Annotated in this window: 17 protein-coding genes and 1 pseudogene; 9 read left to right on the forward strand and 9 right to left on the reverse strand. The window is 65.1% G+C overall.

Going from position 1 to position 20,041, the window contains the following annotated elements; all coding sequences use genetic code 11:
- Positions 1–99 precede the first annotated feature (99 nt).
- The 6 genes and pseudogenes from ACQCSU_RS04305 to ACQCSU_RS04330 all read right to left on the reverse strand — a co-directional run bounded on the left by ACQCSU_RS04305 (position 100) and on the right by ACQCSU_RS04330 (position 4,345).
- The gene (locus ACQCSU_RS04305) at positions 100–711 is read right to left on the reverse strand and encodes a TetR/AcrR family transcriptional regulator (RefSeq protein ID WP_426978458.1); all 612 of its coding nucleotides are present in this window, start codon (positions 709–711) and stop codon (positions 100–102) included.
- Positions 704–2,221 carry a purine-cytosine permease family protein gene (locus tag ACQCSU_RS04310; protein ID WP_426978459.1) on the reverse strand — a complete coding sequence of 506 codons (1,518 nt, stop codon included), beginning with the start codon at positions 2,219–2,221 and terminating at the stop codon, positions 704–706. Before ACQCSU_RS04310 ends, ACQCSU_RS04305 begins: the two co-directional genes overlap by 8 nt.
- Before the next feature lie 264 nt (positions 2,222–2,485).
- Positions 2,486–2,620, reverse strand: a pseudogene (locus tag ACQCSU_RS04315) (AAA family ATPase); the annotation flags it as partial.
- Complete coding sequence (locus tag ACQCSU_RS04320) at positions 2,563–3,135, reverse strand: nucleoside deaminase (RefSeq protein ID WP_426978460.1); 573 nt, start codon at positions 3,133–3,135, stop codon at positions 2,563–2,565. The gene ACQCSU_RS04320 and the pseudogene ACQCSU_RS04315, both read right to left, overlap by 58 nt.
- A gap of 45 nt (positions 3,136–3,180) precedes the next feature.
- A complete protein-coding gene (gene cynS, locus ACQCSU_RS04325) occupies positions 3,181–3,651 on the reverse strand; it encodes a cyanase (RefSeq protein ID WP_426978461.1) in 471 nt (156 codons plus the stop codon).
- A gap of 34 nt (positions 3,652–3,685) precedes the next feature.
- Entirely contained in the window at positions 3,686–4,345 is a 660-nt protein-coding gene (locus ACQCSU_RS04330) for a carbonic anhydrase (RefSeq protein WP_354240211.1), read from the reverse strand.
- 113 nt (positions 4,346–4,458) lie between these two features.
- Here ACQCSU_RS04330 and cynR point away from each other — a divergent pair, with 113 nt between their 5' ends.
- Complete coding sequence (cynR, locus tag ACQCSU_RS04335; RefSeq protein ID WP_426978462.1) at positions 4,459–5,331, forward strand: transcriptional regulator CynR; 873 nt, start codon at positions 4,459–4,461, stop codon at positions 5,329–5,331.
- Between the two features lie 284 nt (positions 5,332–5,615).
- Here cynR and ACQCSU_RS04340 read toward each other — a convergent pair whose 3' ends face one another.
- Both ACQCSU_RS04340 and ACQCSU_RS04345 read right to left on the reverse strand, forming a co-directional pair.
- The gene (locus tag ACQCSU_RS04340) at positions 5,616–6,566 is read right to left on the reverse strand and encodes an IS1595 family transposase (RefSeq protein ID WP_426978463.1); all 951 of its coding nucleotides are present in this window, start codon (positions 6,564–6,566) and stop codon (positions 5,616–5,618) included.
- A gap of 759 nt (positions 6,567–7,325) precedes the next feature.
- Positions 7,326–9,869 carry an AMP-binding protein gene (locus tag ACQCSU_RS04345; protein ID WP_426978464.1) on the reverse strand — a complete coding sequence of 848 codons (2,544 nt, stop codon included), beginning with the start codon at positions 9,867–9,869 and terminating at the stop codon, positions 7,326–7,328.
- A 205-nt stretch (positions 9,870–10,074) separates the two neighbouring features.
- Between ACQCSU_RS04345 and efeO the strand changes: the two genes are divergently transcribed.
- From efeO to ACQCSU_RS04380, 7 genes are all read left to right on the forward strand, one after another.
- Positions 10,075–11,265, forward strand: a complete 1,191-nt coding sequence (efeO, locus tag ACQCSU_RS04350) for an iron uptake system protein EfeO (RefSeq protein ID WP_426978465.1) — start codon at positions 10,075–10,077, stop codon at positions 11,263–11,265.
- Entirely contained in the window at positions 11,262–12,665 is a 1,404-nt protein-coding gene (gene efeB, locus ACQCSU_RS04355) for an iron uptake transporter deferrochelatase/peroxidase subunit (RefSeq protein ID WP_426978466.1), read from the forward strand. Before efeO ends, efeB begins: the two co-directional genes overlap by 4 nt.
- On the forward strand, positions 12,662–13,300 hold the full coding sequence (locus ACQCSU_RS04360) for a hypothetical protein (RefSeq protein ID WP_426978468.1): 639 nt from the start codon (positions 12,662–12,664) through the stop codon (positions 13,298–13,300). The genes efeB and ACQCSU_RS04360 overlap by 4 nt, the downstream gene beginning before the upstream one ends.
- Positions 13,301–13,497: 197 nt before the next feature.
- Positions 13,498–14,091 (forward strand): ferritin, encoded by a 594-nt coding sequence (locus tag ACQCSU_RS04365; protein WP_426978469.1) that lies wholly within the window; start codon positions 13,498–13,500, stop codon positions 14,089–14,091.
- 937 nt (positions 14,092–15,028) lie between these two features.
- Complete coding sequence (locus ACQCSU_RS04370) at positions 15,029–15,355, forward strand: GYD domain-containing protein (RefSeq protein WP_426978470.1); 327 nt, start codon at positions 15,029–15,031, stop codon at positions 15,353–15,355.
- Between the two features lie 363 nt (positions 15,356–15,718).
- Positions 15,719–16,030, forward strand: a complete 312-nt coding sequence (locus ACQCSU_RS04375; protein ID WP_426978471.1) for a nuclear transport factor 2 family protein — start codon at positions 15,719–15,721, stop codon at positions 16,028–16,030.
- A 496-nt stretch (positions 16,031–16,526) separates the two neighbouring features.
- The gene (locus tag ACQCSU_RS04380; RefSeq protein ID WP_426978472.1) at positions 16,527–16,736 is read left to right on the forward strand and encodes a hypothetical protein; all 210 of its coding nucleotides are present in this window, start codon (positions 16,527–16,529) and stop codon (positions 16,734–16,736) included.
- A 271-nt stretch (positions 16,737–17,007) separates the two neighbouring features.
- Here ACQCSU_RS04380 and ACQCSU_RS04385 read toward each other — a convergent pair.
- A protein-coding gene (locus tag ACQCSU_RS04385; protein WP_426978473.1) for an IS3 family transposase occupies positions 17,008–18,215 on the reverse strand; the annotation gives its coding sequence in 2 pieces (ribosomal slippage) (positions 17,008–17,960 and positions 17,960–18,215; 1,209 coding nt in all).
- Between the two features lie 160 nt (positions 18,216–18,375).
- On the opposite strand from ACQCSU_RS04385, the gene ACQCSU_RS04390 reads away from it, so the two are divergent.
- Positions 18,376–19,929, forward strand: coding sequence for a DUF222 domain-containing protein (locus tag ACQCSU_RS04390; RefSeq protein WP_426978474.1), 1,554 nt, complete (start codon positions 18,376–18,378; stop codon positions 19,927–19,929).
- The last annotated feature ends 112 nt before the right edge of the window (positions 19,930–20,041 follow it).

The raw sequence follows: 20,041 nt of genomic DNA on the forward strand, positions 1-20,041 counted from the left end.
GGTGGTGCTTCCTAACGGGACCCTAGGGGTCCTTGCATGATCGCGGGATTCCGTTGGAATCACGTCGCTTGATAAGTGGGTGAGAGTTGGGTTGGTGGTTCATTTGCCCAGACCCTGTCCGGAAGGTTCCTGCAAGGTGGCCGGGCGTGCTGTGGTGAGTGAGCCGATGGCCGTCGTCAACAGGGAACGCGCGTGGTCTGTGGTGATGAAACCGTTGAGCCAGCGGCCGGAGATCCCTTCCACCAAACTGGTGAGGATCTCCGCAGTGACTGCGGCCTCGTCCTCGCTGGTGCCTTCGCTGGCGGCCACGATGGCCTGGGCGATCTCACGGTTCCATTCCGCCGTTGTCCGGGAAAGCGGTTCCGCCAGCTCCTGTTCGAAGATGGAGCAGGCCCGGAGCTCGTTCCAGGCCACCGAATTCCGGCGGACATCAGCGTCGTCCTTGATTTCGTCAAGGAGCAGGTGCCTGAAGTGCCGGGCGCGGTCTTCGGCGTCAGGGGAGGCGGGAGCGGCGTCGTCCTTGCTGACCTGCTTGTTGATGTGTTCAAGCGTTGCGGCAAGCAGGCCGGCCCGGTCGGTGAAGTGGTAGTACAGGAGGCCCGGCGAAACTCCGGCTTCTGCAGCCACATCGTTGACCCGCATTCCCCGGACGCCGTTCCTGGCGATGCAGGTGGTGGCGGCGGTGAGGATCTTGGCTAGTTTGTCAGTCATGGTTTGACAGTAATACGTGCTCACCCCGCTCCGGTGCGGCCTCGACCAGGGAGGCATGCGGTTCGGGCCAGAGCCGGAGCGCCGCGAGATAGCCGACGGCTCCGATGACTGTGGAGCCAAGGAAGCTGAGGTCGATTCCCCCGGCGAGTTGCGAGAGCGGGCCGGTGTAGAGGGACGTGTCCGTGGCCAGCAGGCCGAATACTGATCCGATGGCCCAGGGGATCACGGCCCTGAGGTTCCAGCCGTTGCTGAACCAGTACCGTCCGCGCGGTCCGTTGGCGCGAAAGAGCTGGAGGTCTGCGGCGTGGTATTTGCCGCGGCGGGCGACCAGGAAGCCCAGGACGTTGATGGCCACCCAGGGGCCGGCGAATCCGTTGAGCACCAGCGTCATGGCCGTGATCGAGTCCACCGCGTTGAACACGAAGACACCAAGGTAGAGGAGTCCGACGGCGATCACCGACGTGATCAGCGTGGTGTGGATGCGGCGCAGGCGCGGGAAGAGTGCTTCGAGGTCCAGGCCGCTGGCGTAAAGGTTGAGCACGCCCTGTCCGAGGCCGCCGGCAAGGGCGATGACGAGGATCGGCAGCAGGTACCAGGCCGGGGATGATTTCACGAGATCGGCGACGTACGAGCCGCCAAGCTCCGGCAAGGCCGAGGCCGTGAAGGCACCGAAAAGGGCAGTGACGAAGAGCCCGAGGAAGACGCCGAGGCATGCCGAGGTCACCACCGAACGGTCCGAGTGCCTGGTCCGCGAGATGCGCCGGCTGTAGTCGCCCAGCGTGGGCGCATAGGAGAGGGGGCCGCCGACGGAAATGACGGCCGAGAGGATCCACGTGGGCCAGAAGTCGCCCAGGAGGTAGTCGGCATGGACTGTTGTGGGGCTGAACGTCGGTGCGAAGGCGACGACGCCGATGAGCAGCAGAACGCCGACGACGGGTGCGACGAACTTCTGCATCGCCACCACGGTGCCGTGGCCGAAGAGCGCCACGAGAACGATTTCCACGGAGATCACGGCGTAGCCGATGGAGAGCGTGACGCCGTCGACGGGTATCCCGAGCAGCCGTTCGGCGGCGGCAACCAGTGCGTCGCCCGAAGTCCAGACCGCGATGGCGGCGTAGGCAAGGGCGAACAACAGGGTCAGGGCGGAACCGATCAAGCGCCCGCGGGTGCCGAAGTGTGCGGCGCTGGAAACGGTGTTGTTGGTGCCGGTCCGCGGTCCGAGGAGGGCCATCGGGCCGATCAAGGCCGTGCCAACAAGGAGCCCGGCGAGGCTGGCCGTGGCGGCGCCGACGAAGTTCAGGCCGAAGGTGATGGGAAGCCAGCCGAAAACGATGACAGAGAAAGCGAAGTTGCCGCCGAAGAACACGGTGAACAGGTTCCGGGGGCGGGAAGTGCGTTCCGCGTCGGGAATGAACTCAATGCCGGCCGACTCAATGCGGCCAAAGCGGTCCTTGTGCGCCGATGCGGCACCGGCGGAATCCGCGTCTTTGCGGAAGCGCGTGCTGATCATGGCAAGCCTTTCGTGAGATACATCACGGTGATGTATTGCCTTAACCATAATCCTGACTGAATTTTCAGTCAATAGTCCGACGGGACTCATCACAAATGCTCGCGAAATGGTGTCATTTTCCGAAGACGATTGCACGGACTGTCCAAAGCCGGCGGCACGACCGTCCGGTTGGGGGTATACCCCAACCCAACGTCAGGCAGGACTCCCTGTCACCTGTGACTGTTGGTTCGGAATGGCGGTTTTTCACAGTTCGGTTTGGCGGTTTTAGCTGATTCCGATGACGAGGGTGGAGCGTGCGGCCTCGATGACGTCGTCAGTGATGGTGCTGAGTTCGTTGATTTTCATGACGCTTTCCACTTGGGTGAAGAGCCTGTCGATGAGGCGGAAGTTGCCCCGGGTGGGGGTGGCGGGGTGAGTACGTGGCGGTTGCCCGAGTTGCATTGCTGCCATTCGCGGTAGACGTCGATCGCGGCGTCCCACGGCTGGTACTTCATCGGCAGCCGGCGTTCGGTCCAGTCCTTGTCGAACTCGGCGTAGAAGGTGGCCAGTTCGAAGTACTTGCGGTCGTCGACGTAGTGCGGTTCGTAGTCGTCGCGTTGGGTGAGGAAGACGACCTTCTCGGGGCTGCAGTAGTACAGCGAGCCCAGGCACATCGGGCAGGGATGGGCGAGCACGTAGATGGTGCACCCGGTCAGGTGCTCGGTACCGAGTCGGGTACAGGCCTCGCGGATCGCGAGGATCTCGGCGTGCGCGGTGGGGTCGTTCGTCTGGGACGCACGGTTGGGGCTCTCGGCGAGGATCTCGCCGTCGGTCGCAAAGGGTCGCCCACCTTCCTCGACGTTGGCACGGGCGATGTCGATGGTGCGTTGAATGAAGTCCGTGATGTTCCTTGGCTGAGAGGTAAGTTCGGGCACAACCGTGGCTGTGTCCTCACTTCGAGGACACAGCCACGGTGGGGATCAGAACGGTTTGGTGGGCAGGTATTTTCCGTCGAGGGTGATCACGGCACGTGAGCCGCCGTCGGGGTCTTCAACTTTCTTGATGTCCAGCTTGAAGTTGATGGCACTGATGATGCCGTCACCGAACTGTTCGTGGACCAAGGCCCTCAGGGTGGAGCCGTAGACCTGCAGCATTTCGTAGAACCGGTAGATGGTGGGGTCGGTCGGGATACCGCCGGGGATGCTGCCGCGCAGCGGAATGGTCTGCAGCAGCATTACGGCGTCCTCGCCCAGACCCAGGCGCTCAGCGACGATTTCCGCAGCGGTTTCAGGCAACGGATGCTGGCCGAGCAGGGCGGCGGTGACGAAGGCAAGGCTCAGACCAGTGCCATCGGTCAGTTCCTGCCAGGAGAGGTCCTTGCGCATCTTGGCGTCGATGATGGCGGCGGTCAGTTCCTCGCGCGGAGCCTGGGTGTTCTGGGAATGAATCATGGTGTTTTCCTATTCTTTCGGTGATATCAGGTGGTTAGGCGGCCAGGCCGGATGTGGCCGGCGTGGCACAGGTCTGCGGGTTGTCCGCAAGTGGGACAAAGAGGCCGGTGGCACCGTCCAGGGTGTCGATGGAACCGGTTTCGATGTCGTAGACCCAGCCGTGGAGGTTCAGCCGGTTCTGGTCCAGGGCCAGGGCGACGGAGGGATGGGTCCTGATGTTGGTCAGCTGGGCGATGACGTTCCCGCGGACCATGGCCTCCAGTCGCTCCTGGGCCGATCCGTGGGTGCGGGCGGCGTTGACGGCCTTCGCCGCGTCGGCATGGGCAAGCCAGCTGGCCACGGCCGGCAGGTGGTCCAGGTTCGTGTCGGTCGAGATGGCAGTCATCGCTCCGCAGTCGGAATGGCCACAGATGATGATGTCCGTGACGCCCAGGACGGCGACCGCGTACTCGACTGTCGCGGAGACACCGCCGGGCTCCGGGCCGTAGGCCGGCACGATGTTGCCGGCGTTGCGGATCACGAACAGGTCACCCGGTTCCCGCTGGGTCAGCAACTCCGGCACGACCCGGCTGTCCGAGCAGGCAATGAACAGAGCCCCAGGGTTCTGGGCGGTGGCCAGCTCCTTGAAGAGTCCAGAGCGCTCCGGAAAGGCTTCCCGTTGGAATTTCAGAAAGCCTTCGATGATGTCTTGCATGGGCCGTCTCCTTATGTTTTGGGGGATAACTCAAGGATGACGGAAATGAACTATAGTGTCCAAGACTTATTTACAATGAAATCAATAAGTAATTCCTATAGTTGGAGGTCGTAATGCTACGCCACATTCGTTACTTGACCGCGGTCGCGGAACACCAAAACTTCACCCGCGCGGCCGAGGCACTGCATGTCTCCCAACCGACGCTGTCGCAACAGATCAAGCAACTGGAGAACTCGCTGCACGTCCGGCTCTTGGACAGGTCCGGGCGGACCGTGCGGCTGACAGACGCCGGCGAGACCTACCTGCGCTATGCCCGCCGCGCCCTGCGGGAGCTTGACGCCGGAACCCGGGCCATCCACGACGTGCAGGATCTGAGCCGTGGATCGCTCCGGCTGGCGATGACGCCCACGTTCACCGCTTACCTGATCGGTCCACTGGTCGAACGCTTCAGCACCCGCCATCCCGGCATCACCTTGAGCGTGCAGGAGATGACCCAGGACCGCATCGAGGCGGCACTGGCCGAGGACACCCTCGATCTAGGCATCGCTTTCGCCGAGGGGCGTTCGTCCGAGATCGAGACCCAGGCATTGTTCGTCGAAACCCTTGGCCTGGTCGTCGGCAATAACCACCCCCGCGCCGGCGCGCAGGCACCCATGGCCCTGCGGGAGTTGGAACAAGAGGGGCTTGTGCTTCTCAGTAGCGACTTTGCAACCCGGCGCCACATCGACCTGCACTTCCGGGACCACGGCATTGCCCCCCGCATCGCGATTGAAGCCGACTCCATCAGCGCGATCGTGGAAATCATCCGCCGCGGCCAGCTCGCCACCGTGCTGCCCGAAGCCATTGCCCGCGAACAGCACGGGCTCCACCCAGTTGACCTGTCGCCGGCCATTCCACACCGCACCGCAGCCCTACTCAGAAGGAAAGGCGCCTACGTGAGCGCAGCCAGCCAGGCTTTCACCGAGCTGTCATCGACGTGGAGCTAGTCGCCTGACCCGGCCGTGGCCAACGCAGCCACCCTCAAAAGACTTGCCCAACGCCATCCATGCGTCACAGAGGAAACCAACGAGGGCGCTGGGTGGCGCGAATTGTCATCGCTGGGGTTCTGCTGGTGTTCCCGGCTTCCGCCTACTCGATAAGGAACCCGCGGAGGAAGGGCGCTGCATTCATGTCTGGGAAGAAAGCCAGGCCTTGGATCTGTCATTCCTGACGGCTTGCACAAGTAGCGGTAGCGGTATCGGCATCGGTGCTTAGTGGGTATCCGGTTAGCTCAGGTTGTGCTTTTCGATCCCGGACCGTGGGCGACGATTTGGCGATAGGTGGCTGGCGCCTGCTGTGCGCCGAGACCGAGCAGGGATTGGAAGGCCGCCATGGGTGTGCTGCGCCGGTTGTAGCGGAACGTGAACTCGTCGAGGTACACCTGCAGGTGTTCATTGCCCACGGAGCGGTGGGTTCCCCGCAGCCATGTCTTGAAGTTGCTGATGGCGCGGTGCACGCGGGGAAGGACAGGGTCGGGGTCGCCGGCTCTTTTGGCGGCCCGCTGGGATCGCGGGCGGTGGTCGTAGCCTTTGTTCCTCAACGGGACGTACCCCATCCAGCCGTCGGTGTGCACGATGGCGCCGGGAGCCACAGTGTCTGTCACGAAAGTGCCCAAGGTGTCGCCGGACGCGTTGGGGATCACCTTCATCCGGACGCGTCCGGAGCCCTGACCACGCACCTCCACCGCCACGACTATCTGCGCGGCCCGGGCCGTGAGATTTCTGCCGCCGCGCCGGCCCACCTCCGGGCCGCCGACTTCGCATTCGTCCACCTCTACCTCGCCGGTCAGCAGGGTGCGTTCGGGGTTGACCATGGCGCGGCGCAGTTTGTGGAGCATGGTCCAGGCCGTCTCGTAGCGGCTGAGTCCGAGCTGGCGCTGCAGCTGCCTGGCCGAGATCCCCGGAGTTCCCGTCGTCATCAGGTAGGCCGCCCAGAACCACAATTGCAGTGCAGTGTGGGTCTTGTGGAGCACGGTACCGGCTGTCAGCGAAACCTGGTAACGGCATGCGGCGCATTCCCACAGCCCCCGCGCCGCCACGGGCCAGGCGGACTCCCCCTTGCACCGGGGACACGAATAGCCATCCGGCCAGCGGCACTCAAACAGATAGCCCAGGCAAGCCTGCTCGTCGCCGAATCTCGCCTGGAACTCCAGAATCGTCTTCGGAAAGTCCGGTCTCGACATTTACGCAGTCTACCTGAGCTAACCGGATACCCACTGGTGCTTTTATGAGCCGCAGCCGGCTTGGTCACTCCCCGCGGCGCCGGAGACCGCTGGCATCCTCGCCAGTTCGATTCGTGCCGGTTTGGGAAGCACGCTTCATTGCAACATGTGTCCGGTTGGGGTATACGTCAACCGGACGTCAGGCAGGACGGCCAGGACAGTTCCGCGGTCGCCGAATTCGGGATGCAAGTCCAGAACGGCGTCAGGACCGGTCACCGGGGACATGAACGGGAGGACTTCCGGTCGGCCTGCCAGGGACCGGTGTTTTCCAGCCAGATTCGGGGTCCGATGCCTTGAAGTGCGATCCTGCAGCCGGGCGCTGAGGCGACCTAGAGCCGTCCGCTCAGCCAGCAGCATCCCTCGGCAAGGCCGGCCAGGGCGTGGCGGAAGCGTTCCGGGTCCAGGGGCCGCTCAATCCGGTGCACGACGGTGGTGAACAGTGAGGAGGATCCGGCGGGTATCCGGACGGAGCCGTGCCCGGCACCTATGGCCGCGCCGAACGCACCATCGCCGGCCTCGCCTCCGCCCGCACCCGAAAGGTGGACGCCCCTTCAAAATGACCCCCGCCAAAGTCCGGCTCGCTCCCGCCTCCATGGGCCGGCCCGGCACCACAGTCAGCGACCTCTGCCAGGATCCGGGAATCACCCAACAGACCCGGTACCGGCACGTATCACCCACCCGGGAACTCCGTCCGGACGGTACAAAGCTCCTCTCAATAAGTTAGGTCTGCGGATCCAACTTGGGAAGGGAGCTCGTCGAGCGGGTCCGCCGGCGGATGACCGCGCTGATCACGCGCATGTACAGTGCCCAGTACGCAACCCCGGCGGCGAGCGATGCTGCCACGGCCAGCAGTGGACTGATCGGGGCCAGCGGCGGGTAGACCAGCCAGTGGACCAGGTACGCGTAGAGGGAGGCGCTGGCCAGCAGTATCGTCAGGCGGCGGAACCCCTTCGGCACGGGAATAGCGGGCAGCCAGATGAGCAGCAGGATTCCGACGAGGAGCGTGTATTCCCGGTTTGCGTCCTCAAAGAACCCCTGGACCGTCAGGGCTGCGACGGCTGAGACGGCGCAGCGCTGGGCCACGTTCCGGGTCCGCGCAATGGCCCAGCCCAGCGCGAATAGCCAGAGGGCCGGCGCCGTGTGCGGCACGCCGGGATCAATCACGTCATAGCGCGTGAGGAGCCCGGCTCCCGTAAGGGCCAGCGGAAAGAGGAGGGGGAATCGCCGCTCAGCGCGGTCCGCCCAGGGAACCGCGAGCAGGGCAGTCATTCCCACGAGCAGGTAGACAAGTACTTCGATGAACCAGAAATGCCACTGAGTGGTCACCGCCTCCGGTCCGAGGACGGCATTGAGGAGCACGATGTTGGCAGGGGTGTAGTTATCCGTGATCAGATAGGCCACACCGATGAAGGCCACGCTCGGCACGACGACTCTGGCCAGGCTGGCCAGCTGCCGCCGGAGGCGCGGAAGCCGCTCCCCGGAAAGCTGGAAACGCGCGAAGTTGTAGCCCGCCACCGCCATGAGCACATGGGCCGCGCCCTGCCACCTGAAAAGGCCGACGTGGGTACTGACGATGAGGATGATCGACACGGCCCTCAACACAATGCCGGTTTCGATCGGTGCGAAGAACCGTCGCAGCTTCCGGACCGGCATATCCCGTCGGCGCGGTTCCAGATCCCGGACCGGCGTCACGTGCCAATCCCGCGGGAGATGCCCCAACGCCTGTTCCAGCCTTACGGACGCTGCCACGTAGGACAGCGAGTCCCCGCCGAGCGAGACGAAGGTGTCGTCGTCGGCGATGTCCGCGCGCTCCAGGGTGTCCTCGAAGATTTTTCGGACGTTGTCGGGACCGGCTGCAGGGTCAGTCCCGGGCGCGGGCTCTGCCGGGTCAGGCCGGGACAGCGCAAGGACCGCCGGGTAGTCCAGTTTGCCGGTGGCCAGCCTGGGGAGATGTTCGACGGCGTGCACCTCGAGTGCCGCACGCGGCAGGCCGACGCCCTGGGCCAGGACCTTGCCCAGCAGGTGCGGGTCGTGCCCGCCTTCGACGGCGACAACCAGCCCGTCGTCCGTACCTGCGCTGGCCGCGTGCACTCCGAGGTCGGCAAGGATCCTCTCGACCTGACCGAGGTCAACGCGCAGTCCCACGATCTTGACGAACCGGCTGCGGCGCCCCACAACTTCGTAGACTCCGGCGGGATGCTTCCGGGCGAGGTCGCCGGTGCGGAGCTCGGTGATGGTCCGGCCCTTTCCGAGGTCCTCAGGGCTTTCGGCGTAGCCGAGCATGACATTCTGGCCGGTGTACACGAGCTCCCCGTGCTCCAGCCCGGGGACGGGATCGATCCGGAATGCGCCGCCGGGCACCGGGATACCGACGGCGCCGGGGACTGCGGCTGCGAGTTCCGGCGGCAGATAGGCCATCCGGGCTGTGGCCTCCGTCTGGCCATACATCACGAAAAGTTCCCATCCCTGCCGGCGGCCGAGCTCGGCGTAGCCTCGCACCATCTCCGGTGCGAGCCGGCCTCCGGCTTGGGTGACGTAGCGAAGGTTGGGCAGCTCCATCTCGGGGAACCCCACCCGCTCCAACAGTTCGAACGTGTACGGGACGGCCGCGAACGACGTCGCACCCTCACGGCGGAACAGGTCCCAGAAACAGGGATCAACGACCGAAAGGTTGGTAAGGACCAGGCCTGCCCCGCGGAGCAGGTGACTGTTGATCACGGACAGCCCGTAGCAGTAGGACATCGGCAGGGTCGTAGCCGCCCTGTCGTCCGTGCCAATCCTCAGGTATTGGGCAATGGACTCCGCGTTGGTCTGCAGGTTGGCATGCGAGAGGCGCACGAGCTTGGGAGAGCCGGTGGAGCCGGACGTGCTGAGCAGCAGGGCAAGGTCCGGGTGCAGCTCGTGCCGTGTGCCGGGCCTGCGCTCCTCCAGGACAGTCTGCCCGTTCCCGGACCGCACAATGACGTCGGGATCGTACGCCGCCACCAGGGACTCCAGGGCTGCGGGTTTGTCTTCCGGCAGGAGGATCAGCGGGTGCCCGGACACCAGGGCCGCCAGGTAGGCGACCAGCGAGTCGACGTCGTTGGCGGCAGCCAGCGCTACGAGGCGCCGCCCGGTGCCGAGGCGGAGGGCGAGGGCATCGACGCGCTCCGCCAGCTCCCGGTAGGTCAGGGTGAGGCTGTCAGTGAGAATTGCGGGTCTGTCCCCGTAGCTCGCAAGATCCGAGGCAAAGGACACCCGCGCGAAATCAAGGTGCGTTGTCACTCGGACGATGTTATTAGATAAGCCTTACCTAAACAAAATTAGGGTATAAAAAGTTTGCGTAATCGTTTTGGATAAGTATCCTCCTTACTTAGGTGCGCCTAAGTAAGGGTTCCGTCAGCTCCTTCACCTAGGGACGTCCCCACGCGTCACGGTTCCGCAACCGCCGCCCTCCGCCGTTTCTACCAACCGACCAAAGGAAACACCCATGCCCGGCACCCCCTTGCCCAAAACAGCCCCCCGATTCCGGAAGTCGCTTGCCCTGGTAGCGGCGGCCGCTGCCGTTCCACTGGCTCTGGCCGGCTGCACGGACAACTCCAAGACCCGGGGCGCGGCCTCCGGGCCGATCCAGGTCACCAGCACCAAGACCGAATGCAAGGTCTCTGCGAACCATGTCTCCAGCGGCAACCTGACCTTCGCCGTCAGGAACGAAGGCGCCGAGGTCACCGAGTTCTACCTTCTGGCCCAGGACGGGCTGCGGATCATTGGCGAAGTCGAGAACATCGGCCCGGGCCTTACCCGCAACCTCGTGGTCACGGCGGCCGCCGGCAAGTACACCACGGCCTGCAAGCCCGGAATCCAGGGGGACGGCATCCGTGCAGCCTTCGACGTCACCGACTCCGGCACCAATCCCATCGTTGACGCCGACCTCCAGAAGGTCCTGGACACCGGCACCGGCCAGTACTCCGCGTATGTGAAGGATCAGACCGAACAACTGGTGACCGGCACGAAAGCGTTCGCCGAAGCCTACGCTGCCGGAGACGCAGCGAAGGCGCGCGGACTCTACGCTTCCACCCGCATGCACTGGGAGCGCATCGAGCCGGTCGCGGAGTCTTTCGGGGACCTTGACCCCAAGCTCGATGCCCGCGAAGCCGACCTTGAGCCCGGCCAGGAATGGACCGGCTGGCACCGCGCGGAGAAGGACCTGTTCCCGCCCGCTGGCTACACCCCGCTAACCGCGGAGGAGCGCACCGTCATCGCGAAGCGGCTCGTCGCCGACACCGAGGACCTGGGCCAGCGCACCGGTGAGGTAAAACTCACCGCCGATATGCTCGGCAACGGCGCCAAGGAACTGCTGGACGAAGTGGCCACCGGCAAGGTCACCGGGGAGGAAGAAGCATGGTCACACACGGATCTCTGGGACTTCCAGGCCAACGTGGACGGGGCCCGGATCGCCTTCGAGAGCCTGTTGCCCGTGCTGCAGCAGAAGGACCCAGCCCTGGCCGAAAGCCTCGACGAGAAGTTCTCGGCATTGCAGGCCGGGCTCAAGAAGCACGCCACAGGCGAGGGGTTCACCTACTACACCGAGCTCAGCCAGACCGAGATCCAGCAGCTCGCCTCCCTGGTTGATGCCCTTGGCGAGCCACTCTCCAAGCTCACCTCGGCAGTGGTCCTGTGAGCGGCTGCCCCTTCAACGGCCACACCGCCGAAACGCCCGACGGCGCCGCCCCGGATTCCGGCGCCGCCCCGGGTTCCGCCGACGATCCGGCACCTTCGCCGGCTGCCGCGGCAGCTCCCCTGCCCGGAAAGGGCCGGCTGTCCCGCCGCGGGCTGCTGTCCCTCGCAGGTGTGGGTGGCGCCGGGGCCGTGGCCGGCCTGGCCGCCGGCCTCCTGGGGCCGGACGCGCTGGCTGCGGCGGCAACCCCTGCCGCGTCCGGCAATATCATCCCTTTCCACGGTGGCCGCCAGGCCGGCATCATCACGCCGGCCCAGGACCGCCTGCACATTGCGGCCTTCGACGTCGTCACCGAGGATCGTGCAGCGCTCATCCGGCTCCTGAAGGCCTGGACCGCCGCTGCGGAGGCTATGACGGCAGGGCGCACGACGGGAAGCACGGGCGCCGTCGACGGTCCCTACGACGCCCCGCCAGAGGACACGGGCGAGGCCCTGGACCTTGGGGCCGGAAATCTGACCCTCACGTTCGGCTTCGGCTCCGGCCTGTTCGAGAACGACCGGAAGGCACGCTTCGGCCTGGAAGGACTGCGCCCGGATGCACTCATCGACCTGCCGCACTTCCCCGGCGATGACCTCCAGCCGGGGCGCACCGGCGGCGATCTTGTGGTCCAGGCGTGTGCCGACGACCCCCAGGTGGCTGTCCACGCGATCCGAAACCTCGCACGAATCGGATTCGGGCAGGCGCGGGTCCGCTGGTCGCAGCTGGGCTTCGGCCGGACCTCCTCCACGTCGCGGTCCCAGCCGACCCCGCGGAACCTCTTCGGCTTCAAGGACGGCACCAGCAACCTCAAAGCGGAGGACACCGCCCTGCTTGATGAGCACGTGTGGGCCGGAGCGGGAACCCGTCCGGGCGAGGCCTGGATGGCCGGCGGCACCTATCTGGTGTCCCGCCGGATCCGGATGCACATCGAAATCTGGGACCGGACCTCGCTGCGCGAGCAGGAAGGCCTGATCGGCCGCACCAAGGGCGCCGGCGCCCCGTTGTCCGGCGGCGGGGAATTCACCGCTCCTGACTTCGAGATCCAGGGGCGCGGCGGGGAACCGCTGATCCCGCTGGACGCCCATGTCCGCCTGGCGCACTCGAGCCGGAACGACGGCGTGAAGATGCTCCGGCGCGGCTACAACTACACGGACGGCTCGGACGGCCTGGGACACCTCGACGCCGGCCTGCTCTTCATCGCGTTCGTCAAGGACCCGCGGACCCACTACGTGCCCATGCAGCTGGCCATGGCGAAGGACGACACGCTGGCCCTGGAATATCTCAAGCACACCGGCTCGGGCCTGTTCGCCGTTCCGCCGGGAACCAGCGCCGGCGGCTTTATCGGTGAGGGGCTCTTCGCATGAAGCCTCCAGTCGCCGAGCCCGGTGGCGGCAGCGCGTCCGACAGTACGGCCGTCTGTGAACCGAACGGCAGCGGGCTGGCCAGGCCAACCGGCAGGCCCTCCCTGAAAACGGTGCTGCTGGCACTGTTGTGTTCGGCGGCGTGGCTGGCCTCGGTGCTGCTCGGCGGCTTCCTCGACTGCGGGACGGAGATCCACCGGATCGCCCTCGCATGCCATATTCTCGCGCTCGTGCTGTCCTTCGGAGCCATACTGGTGCTCGACTGGGTGGGCCTGCTGTGGCTCCTTGGCCGCCGGGACGTCGACGACACCCGCCGCCTCGAATCCGCCGCGCAGCCGCTGATCTGGGGCGGCCTGGCCCTGCTGCTCGCTTCCGGGGCGATGCTGCGTCCGGATCTGTCCAGCCCTCTGACGCAGATCAAACTTCTGTGCGTCCTGATGCTCATGCTCAACGGCTTGGCCCTGGCTCAAACCATGAAGCAACTGCATCTACTGCCACAGGGAACATTGTTCACGAAGGTGGCCACGGGGCTGCGCGTGCGCTTGCTGGTTGCCCTGTGCATCTCGCAAGGCTGCTGGTGGACGAGTGTGCTGGTCGGGCTGCTCAACAGCACACTGCGGCGCTGGGCCAACGGCTAAATGTACCAGTGCATGGCTGACCCGCCTCCGAACGCCAGGGACGGTGAACTCGCTGCTGGAAACAGGAACGGCAGGGCATTGACCGGCAGGGCAGCAGCGGAGGACTCTCGTAAATAGGCGAGCCCCCGCCAGTCCAGACCCGACCGCGCCCGGCCAGCCCGGTCCGCGACTTTGAACACCAACCCGAGGAGATCCAGATGAGCACCCCTAAATTCAACGAACTGCTGACCCGCCAAGTGGGCAACGAATTCGCCGCCTCCCACCAGTACATCGCTGTAGCCGCATGGTTTGACAGGCAGGACCTTCCCCAGCTGGCCAAGCACTTCTACCGCCAATCCCTGGAAGAACGAAACCACGCCATGATGATGGTCCGGTATGTCCTGGACCGCGGACTCAAAATCGCCATCCCCGGCATTGGGCCTGTCCGCAATGACTTCGCCAAGGTCGAGGAACCCCTGGCCCTAGCCCTCGCGCAGGAACAGGAAGTCACCGAGAACATTAAGGAACTCTTCGCCGCAGCCAGATCGGAAAACGATGCCCTGGGCGAGCAGTTCATGCTCTGGTTCCTCAAGGAACAGGTCGAAGAAGTGGCCTCGATGACCACTCTGCTGAACATCGCCCGCCGCGCGGACAACCTATTCGACATCGAAAACTTCCTCGCCCGCGAACGGGTCGGCGCCCACGGACATCCCGGTAGCCACGCCGGGGGCCACTCTGGCGGGCACCACACAGGCCAGGGCGGAGGAAGCCACGACTCCGGATCGCCGGAAGCCGCGGGAGGGTCACTCTGATCTCTTCGCCCGCCGCAGCGAACCGGGGAGACTGGCCCTGCTATCAGGACTCAAGGGATATAAGGCCGAGCAGCAGCACGGCGAGGGAAGCGAAGCCTCCGACAAGTAGCGCCCCCGGCATCCTGAACTTCCCGCCCGGCTGGGCCGAACCCATGGTCCGGCCCATTCGTTCCAGAGGAGCTCCATCTACGACAGGGGCAAAGCCCGGCGCGGCGGAGGCGATGAAAAACGCTACGGCACGGACCGGGGAAGAGTTGGGAGTTTCTGCTACGAGATCGGGCAAGTTGGCCAGGCCTCTGTGCGCAGCAGATGGTCAGGCCTCTCCTCTCACGGGACAGACCAATGGGGACCAGGAAGATCAGCCACTTCCAAGACTGCGGCCAGGAGAAGCCGACGCCGCACAGCAGGACGGTGAGCCTAAGGTAGTAGCGGATGTTGCGGTCGCCGTCTTCGAGGGTTAGCACGAAGCTGGCGCCGATCAGAGAGAACAGCAGCAGGATGAATCCGAAGAGCCAGGGGACCCATGCCGGCTGGCATGGACCAGAGCCGCTAGGGTCGGCAATATTCCCCAACTGAAGAACAACTTTTCTGAGCTCAACATCCCCAGAACAGATGCAGGACGTCCTGCCATGCTTCCTTCGAGAGCAGCGGGGGCATCTCACTCCCTTGGAACTAAGCCAGTCCAGCACCAGCCGCTCCCCGGCAATTGTCATTTTTCTCGTCTGCACGGATTGTCCGAAGTCGTCTGCGCGACTCCGGCTGGCACTATGGTCAGCTCAGAGTCGATCCAGTTGCTTGGACATGGGACATCCGTAGTGCGGCGCCCCGCTGCCGACATTTCAGCTGCTCAACTTAGATGTGGCTCATTGCTGACCTGGCGGCAGACTGCCATTCTGGGTGAATCCGCACTTCCGGCAGTGAACGAAAGGAAGAGACGATGCCGCTCTATCTGTCGAAATTCAGCTACACACCGGAGACCTGGGCGAGGCTGATCAGCAACCCCGAGGACCGCGGAAAGGCCGCCCAGGCATACATCGAATCGGTCGGAGGGAAACTCCATGGATTCTGGTACGCCTTCGGCGCCCACGACGGCTATAACTTATGGGAGGCTCCTGACAACGTGTCCATGGCCGCGGTTGCACTGGCGATCAGCGGAGGCGGCGCACTGAGCTCGTTCGATACGACAGTGCTCTTGACCATCGACGAAACGATGGAAGCCCTGCGGAAAGCCGAGCAGATTAAGTATCGGCCTCCCGGCACCTGACATTTCCGGCGAACCTGCACCGAATGTCCGAAGTCCTCTGCACTTAGGCCCGGATGGGAGTTCCCCGAGTGAGGAGGCCCGATGGTCGTCATTCGTTTCATGGTGCGGTCCCAGCCAGGCAGGGCGGAAGAGTCATGGCCGCGCTGAAAGATGTCGTTCCGCCGAGCCGGGCGCTGGATGGTCTTATCAGCTTCGACATCGGGCGGGACGTGACTGATCGGGTTCAGAACGGGAAGTGGGCAGTTTTCATGGCCGCCAAGCGACGTCAGCGAGGGCATGTTGCTAAGACTGATTGATCCGATTGTGTGGCTATTCTTTGGGGGCCATAATCATCTTGGGCCCTGCTGATGGAAGGGATCGGTCATGCAACGTTCTCCGGAATTGGAAGCTCTGGTGGCGAGCTGGTTCGAGGCGGCCACTCGTGGCGACGCGGCGGTGGTGGACACATTGATCTCGACGAACCCTGGTACGTGCCTGATTGGCAGTGACCCTGGCGAATGGCTTAGTGGTGGTGAGGCCGTGGCGAAGTTCCTGCGTGGTGAGCTGACCAACGCCGGGGGCCAGGCGCGGTTCTCCCCGGAAGGCACCGAAGCTTATGAGGAGGGCACTGTGGGGTGGGCGACCACTCGGCTCACGATCACCCTGCCCGACGGCGGGCATGTTTCGCCCCGATGAAGTTCCGTTTTCCACCGCGAAGGTGACACTTGGCGCTTCGTTCAAACACACGCCTCGATCGGGGTCGGCAACGATGACGTTGGGTGGATCTACTCCGGCTGAGGCCGATCATGAACGACACAGCGGATCCAAGGTCCGCGACTGCGGGGAGCTCTCGCTCAAGGACGAAGTTGGTGCAACGGCAGGTCTACCATCACGGGGCGCGATGCAGACGTTCCCGGGCATGGGCCTGTTCTGGATCATGGACGCCCGGACCGGCGCCCGCAGACTACTGGACGTGGAAGCCCTGGACATCGTCCGTCAGCTCCCTGTGACGTTGGACTCACCGCGGCCCAGACTCTCCAGCCCGGTACCGGTCAGCCGCCAGCCGGAGATCCGTCATTCTCACTTGCCTGCTCCTCCGACATCCTCCGCCACAGGACCGTGAGGACGAAACCGCCGCACGTCCGCCGGGCGGGTGGACATGGCCGGGCTGATCGGCGGAAAGCGTTCCCTAATGAAGACGATGCTTTCGGATAAGTACGTGGACCTGATCGCGGACCACGGCTGGGAGCTGTGCTCGGGCTATGCCGCGTTCGCCGGCACCCAGGAGGATCCAGTCCTGGAATCACCGGTCCGGGAATCCGTCAATGCCGCGCTCTGTCTGGTGGCCACCGGGTCCGCTCCAGGAACTCCATGGCGGCGAGGCGTGCATCGGTTTCGCTGATGATGGCCACCTAATGTGTGTCCGGTGGGTGTCGTTCCCGGCGATGACTTTCAGATGTTCGTTTGCCATGATGAAACTGTCCTGACCGCTCCATTGCGTGAGGTGGAACACGAAGGGGCGCGCCGGCCGGGTGGGCAGTCAAGACGGTAATGGGACTCTTCGAGCAGGCTCCCAATGAGGTCATGTCCGCCTGGCCGCCGCGTCCACTGCAGTTGTGGCGGAGGACAGTGCGTTCGTCAAGTTTTTGAGACAGTTTCGTAGTTGATTCGGGTTACGCGGCCACGGGTTCGTGGTCGGCGGTCTGATGATTTGCGAGAGCTCTGGCCGGTGGTATGCCGCCGGCCCGGCGGTTGGGCCTGCGGCGGTTGTACCAGCCTTCGATGTAGTCCATGACTGCGGTCCTGGCCGCGAGCCTGCTGGCGAAGGTGTGGAGGTGGTACATCTCCGTCTTCAGGTGCGAGAAGAAATTTTCGGCCACGGCATTGTCCCAGCACACGCCGACCTCGCCCATGGACTGGGTGACGCCGTTCCCGCCACACCATTTTTGGAATTCGGACGAGGTGTACTGCGAGCCTCTGTCGGAGTGAAAGACTGCTCCGTCGGCAGCGAGGCGGCCGTGATCGCGGGCCATGGCCAGGGCATCCGTGCACAGGCTGGCGCGCATGTGTCCGGCCATCGACCAGCCAATGACCATGCCGGTGCACAGATCGATCACGGTGGCCAGGTACAGCCATCCCTCGCCGGTGCGCAGGTACGTGATGTCCCCGCACAAGCGGGTCCCGGGCACCGTGGACGTGAAATCGCGTTGACCGTTTTCGTCGAGCATGTGGTTGCGGATGTGCGCGGTCTTCGCCTGCGGATCCTGCTCGGTGGTCTTCTTCCAGGCCCGGGTCCGGGCGGCCCGCAGACCGTGCTCACGCATGATGGCCCCGACCGTGGGCGCGGATACTGCCACGCCCTTCGCGTTGAGCATCAGGGCCAGTTGGTCCCTGCCGGCCCGGCCTTCTTCCTTCTTGAACAGGTCAGTGACCTCGGTGACCAGCTTCTGGTGACGCACCGCCCGAGGGGACGGGCCCTTGGGGTTGCGCCACCGGTAGAACGAGGCCCGGGAAACCTTCAGGGCACGGCACAACCAGGCAATCGGATGGTTCGCCTTCTGAGCTTCGATGAACTCGTAGAAATCCTCTACCGTTGCTTCGCTGCAAAGAAGGCGCTGACTTTTCCCAGGAAATCGTTCTCCTGCTTCAGCTTGGCGATCTCGGCCAACGCCTTCTGGTGCTCATCCCAGGACACCGGCGCCTTTTCCTCCCCGCTGAACCGCTCCGGATGATCCGCCCGGTACGTCCGCACCCAGTTCCCCAGCGTTCCCTCGTTGACGCCGATATCGACGCATACCTGAGCGATCGGCCGGCCCGAGGAGATCACCAGCTCGACGGCATCATCCTTGTACTGCTGCGTGTACTTCTTACGTTCGGTCATGCGAGAAAGGACTCCTAACAAGCTGTCTCACAAAACCATACGGCCGCACAGATCACAATGGCAGACAAACCAACTCCCGGGGCGTCAGTCGCATCCACAAGCACGCAGCAACACAACCACTTCCATCATTATTGTCGGTGGTGCCTGAAAGACTCTTCTTATGGACGGCAATCGGGAGCCCGAAGTGGTTCCGGGAGGACACGGTGGCGCTGTAAGCGGCGCGACGGTCCCGGATGTCGCCCGCCTGCTCGCTACCGTCCGCCTCTGCCACGCCACGGACGACGGCGACGGCGGCGACGGCGGCGCCGGGCTGATCGACCAGCTCCGGCAGCTGGAGGATCTGAAGTCCGCCGCGGCCGCGCTGCAGGCCCGGATCACGGTCGCCTTCGATGCCGCCCAGCGGCGCGTCCAGTGTGCGCAGGGGTTGCCGGCGGCAGAGCTCGGCGCCGGGGTCGCGGCGCAGCTCGCCCTGGCCCGGCGCGAATCCCCCGCCCGCGGCGGACGGCTCCTGGGCCTGGCGAAAGCCCTCGTCACCGAAATGCCGCACACCCTCGCCGCCCTGCACACCGGCCAGCTCAACGAATGGCGCGCCACCCTCCTCGTGAAGGAAACCGCCTGCCTGAGTGCCGCGGACCGCTGCGCCGTCGACGCCCGGCTCGCCGCCGACACCGGCACCTTCGCCGGCGCCGGCGACCGGGAGATCATCGCCGCGGCCAAGGCATGCGCATACCGGCTGGACCCCCGCTCCGTCACCCAACGCGCCAGCCACGCCGCCACCGAACGGCACGTCAGCCTCCGCCCCGCACCGGACACCATGGCCTACCTCACCGCCCTGCTCCCCGTCGCCGAAGGCGTCGCCGCGTACGCGGCGCTGAGCCGCCATGCCGATTCGTTGCGCGCCGCCGGGGATCCGAGGGGCCGGGGCCAGCTCATGGCCGACGGCCTCGTCGAACGCCTCACCGGCACCCCCGGCGGGTTCACCGGGATCGAGATCCAGCTCATCATGACCGACCGGACCCTGTTCCAGGGCGACAGTGAACCCGCCCGGCTCCCCGGCTACGGCATCGTCCCCGCCGGCTGGGCCCGGAACCTGATCAACGACACACGTGCCCAAAACGCCCACGCCGGGGACGCCGGCACGCGGGACGGCCGCCGCCGCGGGGACGGCACAGGCGGCGACACAGAAGCAGGCGGAGACAAAGAAATGGAGATCTGGCTCCGCCGGCTCTACACCGCCCCGGCAACCGGCGGCCTCATCGCGATGGACTCCCGCGCCCGGCTCTTCCCCGCCGGACTCCGCCGCTACATCCAGGCCCGCGACGACACCTGCCGCACCCCCTACTGCGACGCCCCGATACGCCACCTGGACCACATCATCCCCTGGCATCAAGGCGGCCCCACCACCAACATCAACGGCGCCGGAACCTGCGAAGCCTGCAACCACACCAAGGAAAAGCCCGGCTGGAAAGCCCAGCCACGACCCGGGCCCGCCGGCACGAACGAACTCAGACACAGACACGGCCTCGAACTCACCACCCCCACCGGCCACAGCTACCACTCCACCGCACCACCTCTGCCGGGCACGGCCATGACCCGGGACCCGGGCGGACCTCCGGACACGGCGGACCCCGCCGATGGACGCCACAGGAGGGAACTCAGACACAGCGCGAAAGCACAAAAACGGCCGCGCCCCGTGAGGCAGCCAGCCGCCTGATCCGGCCTTGCGCAGTGAGTGGCTCTTCAAATCGAGGGCCTCGTTTACGCACAGAAGTGCCGCCGTCGAACTCGACGGCGGCACTTCGACAATCGAGGCGGACCGGGGACAA

The organism is Pseudarthrobacter sp. O4 (assembly GCF_050157025.1).
Classification (GTDB): Bacteria; Actinomycetota; Actinomycetes; order Actinomycetales; family Micrococcaceae; genus Arthrobacter.

Excerpts from the sequence above, each read along its gene's own strand:
- cynR (WP_426978462.1), top strand. The coding sequence starts at position 4,459 with ATGCTACGCCACATTCGTTACTTGACCGCGGTCGCGGAACACCAAAAC.
- ACQCSU_RS04365 (WP_426978469.1), top strand. The coding sequence starts at position 13,498 with ATGAGCACCCCTAAATTCAACGAACTGCTGACCCGCCAAGTGGGCAAC.
- ACQCSU_RS04375 (WP_426978471.1), top strand. The coding sequence starts at position 15,719 with ATGCAACGTTCTCCGGAATTGGAAGCTCTGGTGGCGAGCTGGTTCGAG.
- ACQCSU_RS04370 (WP_426978470.1), top strand. The coding sequence starts at position 15,029 with ATGCCGCTCTATCTGTCGAAATTCAGCTACACACCGGAGACCTGGGCG.
- ACQCSU_RS04330 (WP_354240211.1), bottom strand. The coding sequence starts at position 4,345 with ATGCAAGACATCATCGAAGGCTTTCTGAAATTCCAACGGGAAGCCTTT.
- cynS (WP_426978461.1), bottom strand. The coding sequence starts at position 3,651 with ATGATTCATTCCCAGAACACCCAGGCTCCGCGCGAGGAACTGACCGCC.
- ACQCSU_RS04305 (WP_426978458.1), bottom strand. The coding sequence starts at position 711 with ATGACTGACAAACTAGCCAAGATCCTCACCGCCGCCACCACCTGCATC.
- ACQCSU_RS04310 (WP_426978459.1), bottom strand. The coding sequence starts at position 2,221 with ATGATCAGCACGCGCTTCCGCAAAGACGCGGATTCCGCCGGTGCCGCA.
- ACQCSU_RS04390 (WP_426978474.1), top strand. The coding sequence starts at position 18,376 with ATGGACGGCAATCGGGAGCCCGAAGTGGTTCCGGGAGGACACGGTGGC.
- ACQCSU_RS04360 (WP_426978468.1), top strand. The coding sequence starts at position 12,662 with ATGAAGCCTCCAGTCGCCGAGCCCGGTGGCGGCAGCGCGTCCGACAGT.
- ACQCSU_RS04380 (WP_426978472.1), top strand. The coding sequence starts at position 16,527 with ATGAAGACGATGCTTTCGGATAAGTACGTGGACCTGATCGCGGACCAC.
- efeO (WP_426978465.1), top strand. The coding sequence starts at position 10,075 with ATGCCCGGCACCCCCTTGCCCAAAACAGCCCCCCGATTCCGGAAGTCG.
- ACQCSU_RS04340 (WP_426978463.1), bottom strand. The coding sequence starts at position 6,566 with ATGTCGAGACCGGACTTTCCGAAGACGATTCTGGAGTTCCAGGCGAGA.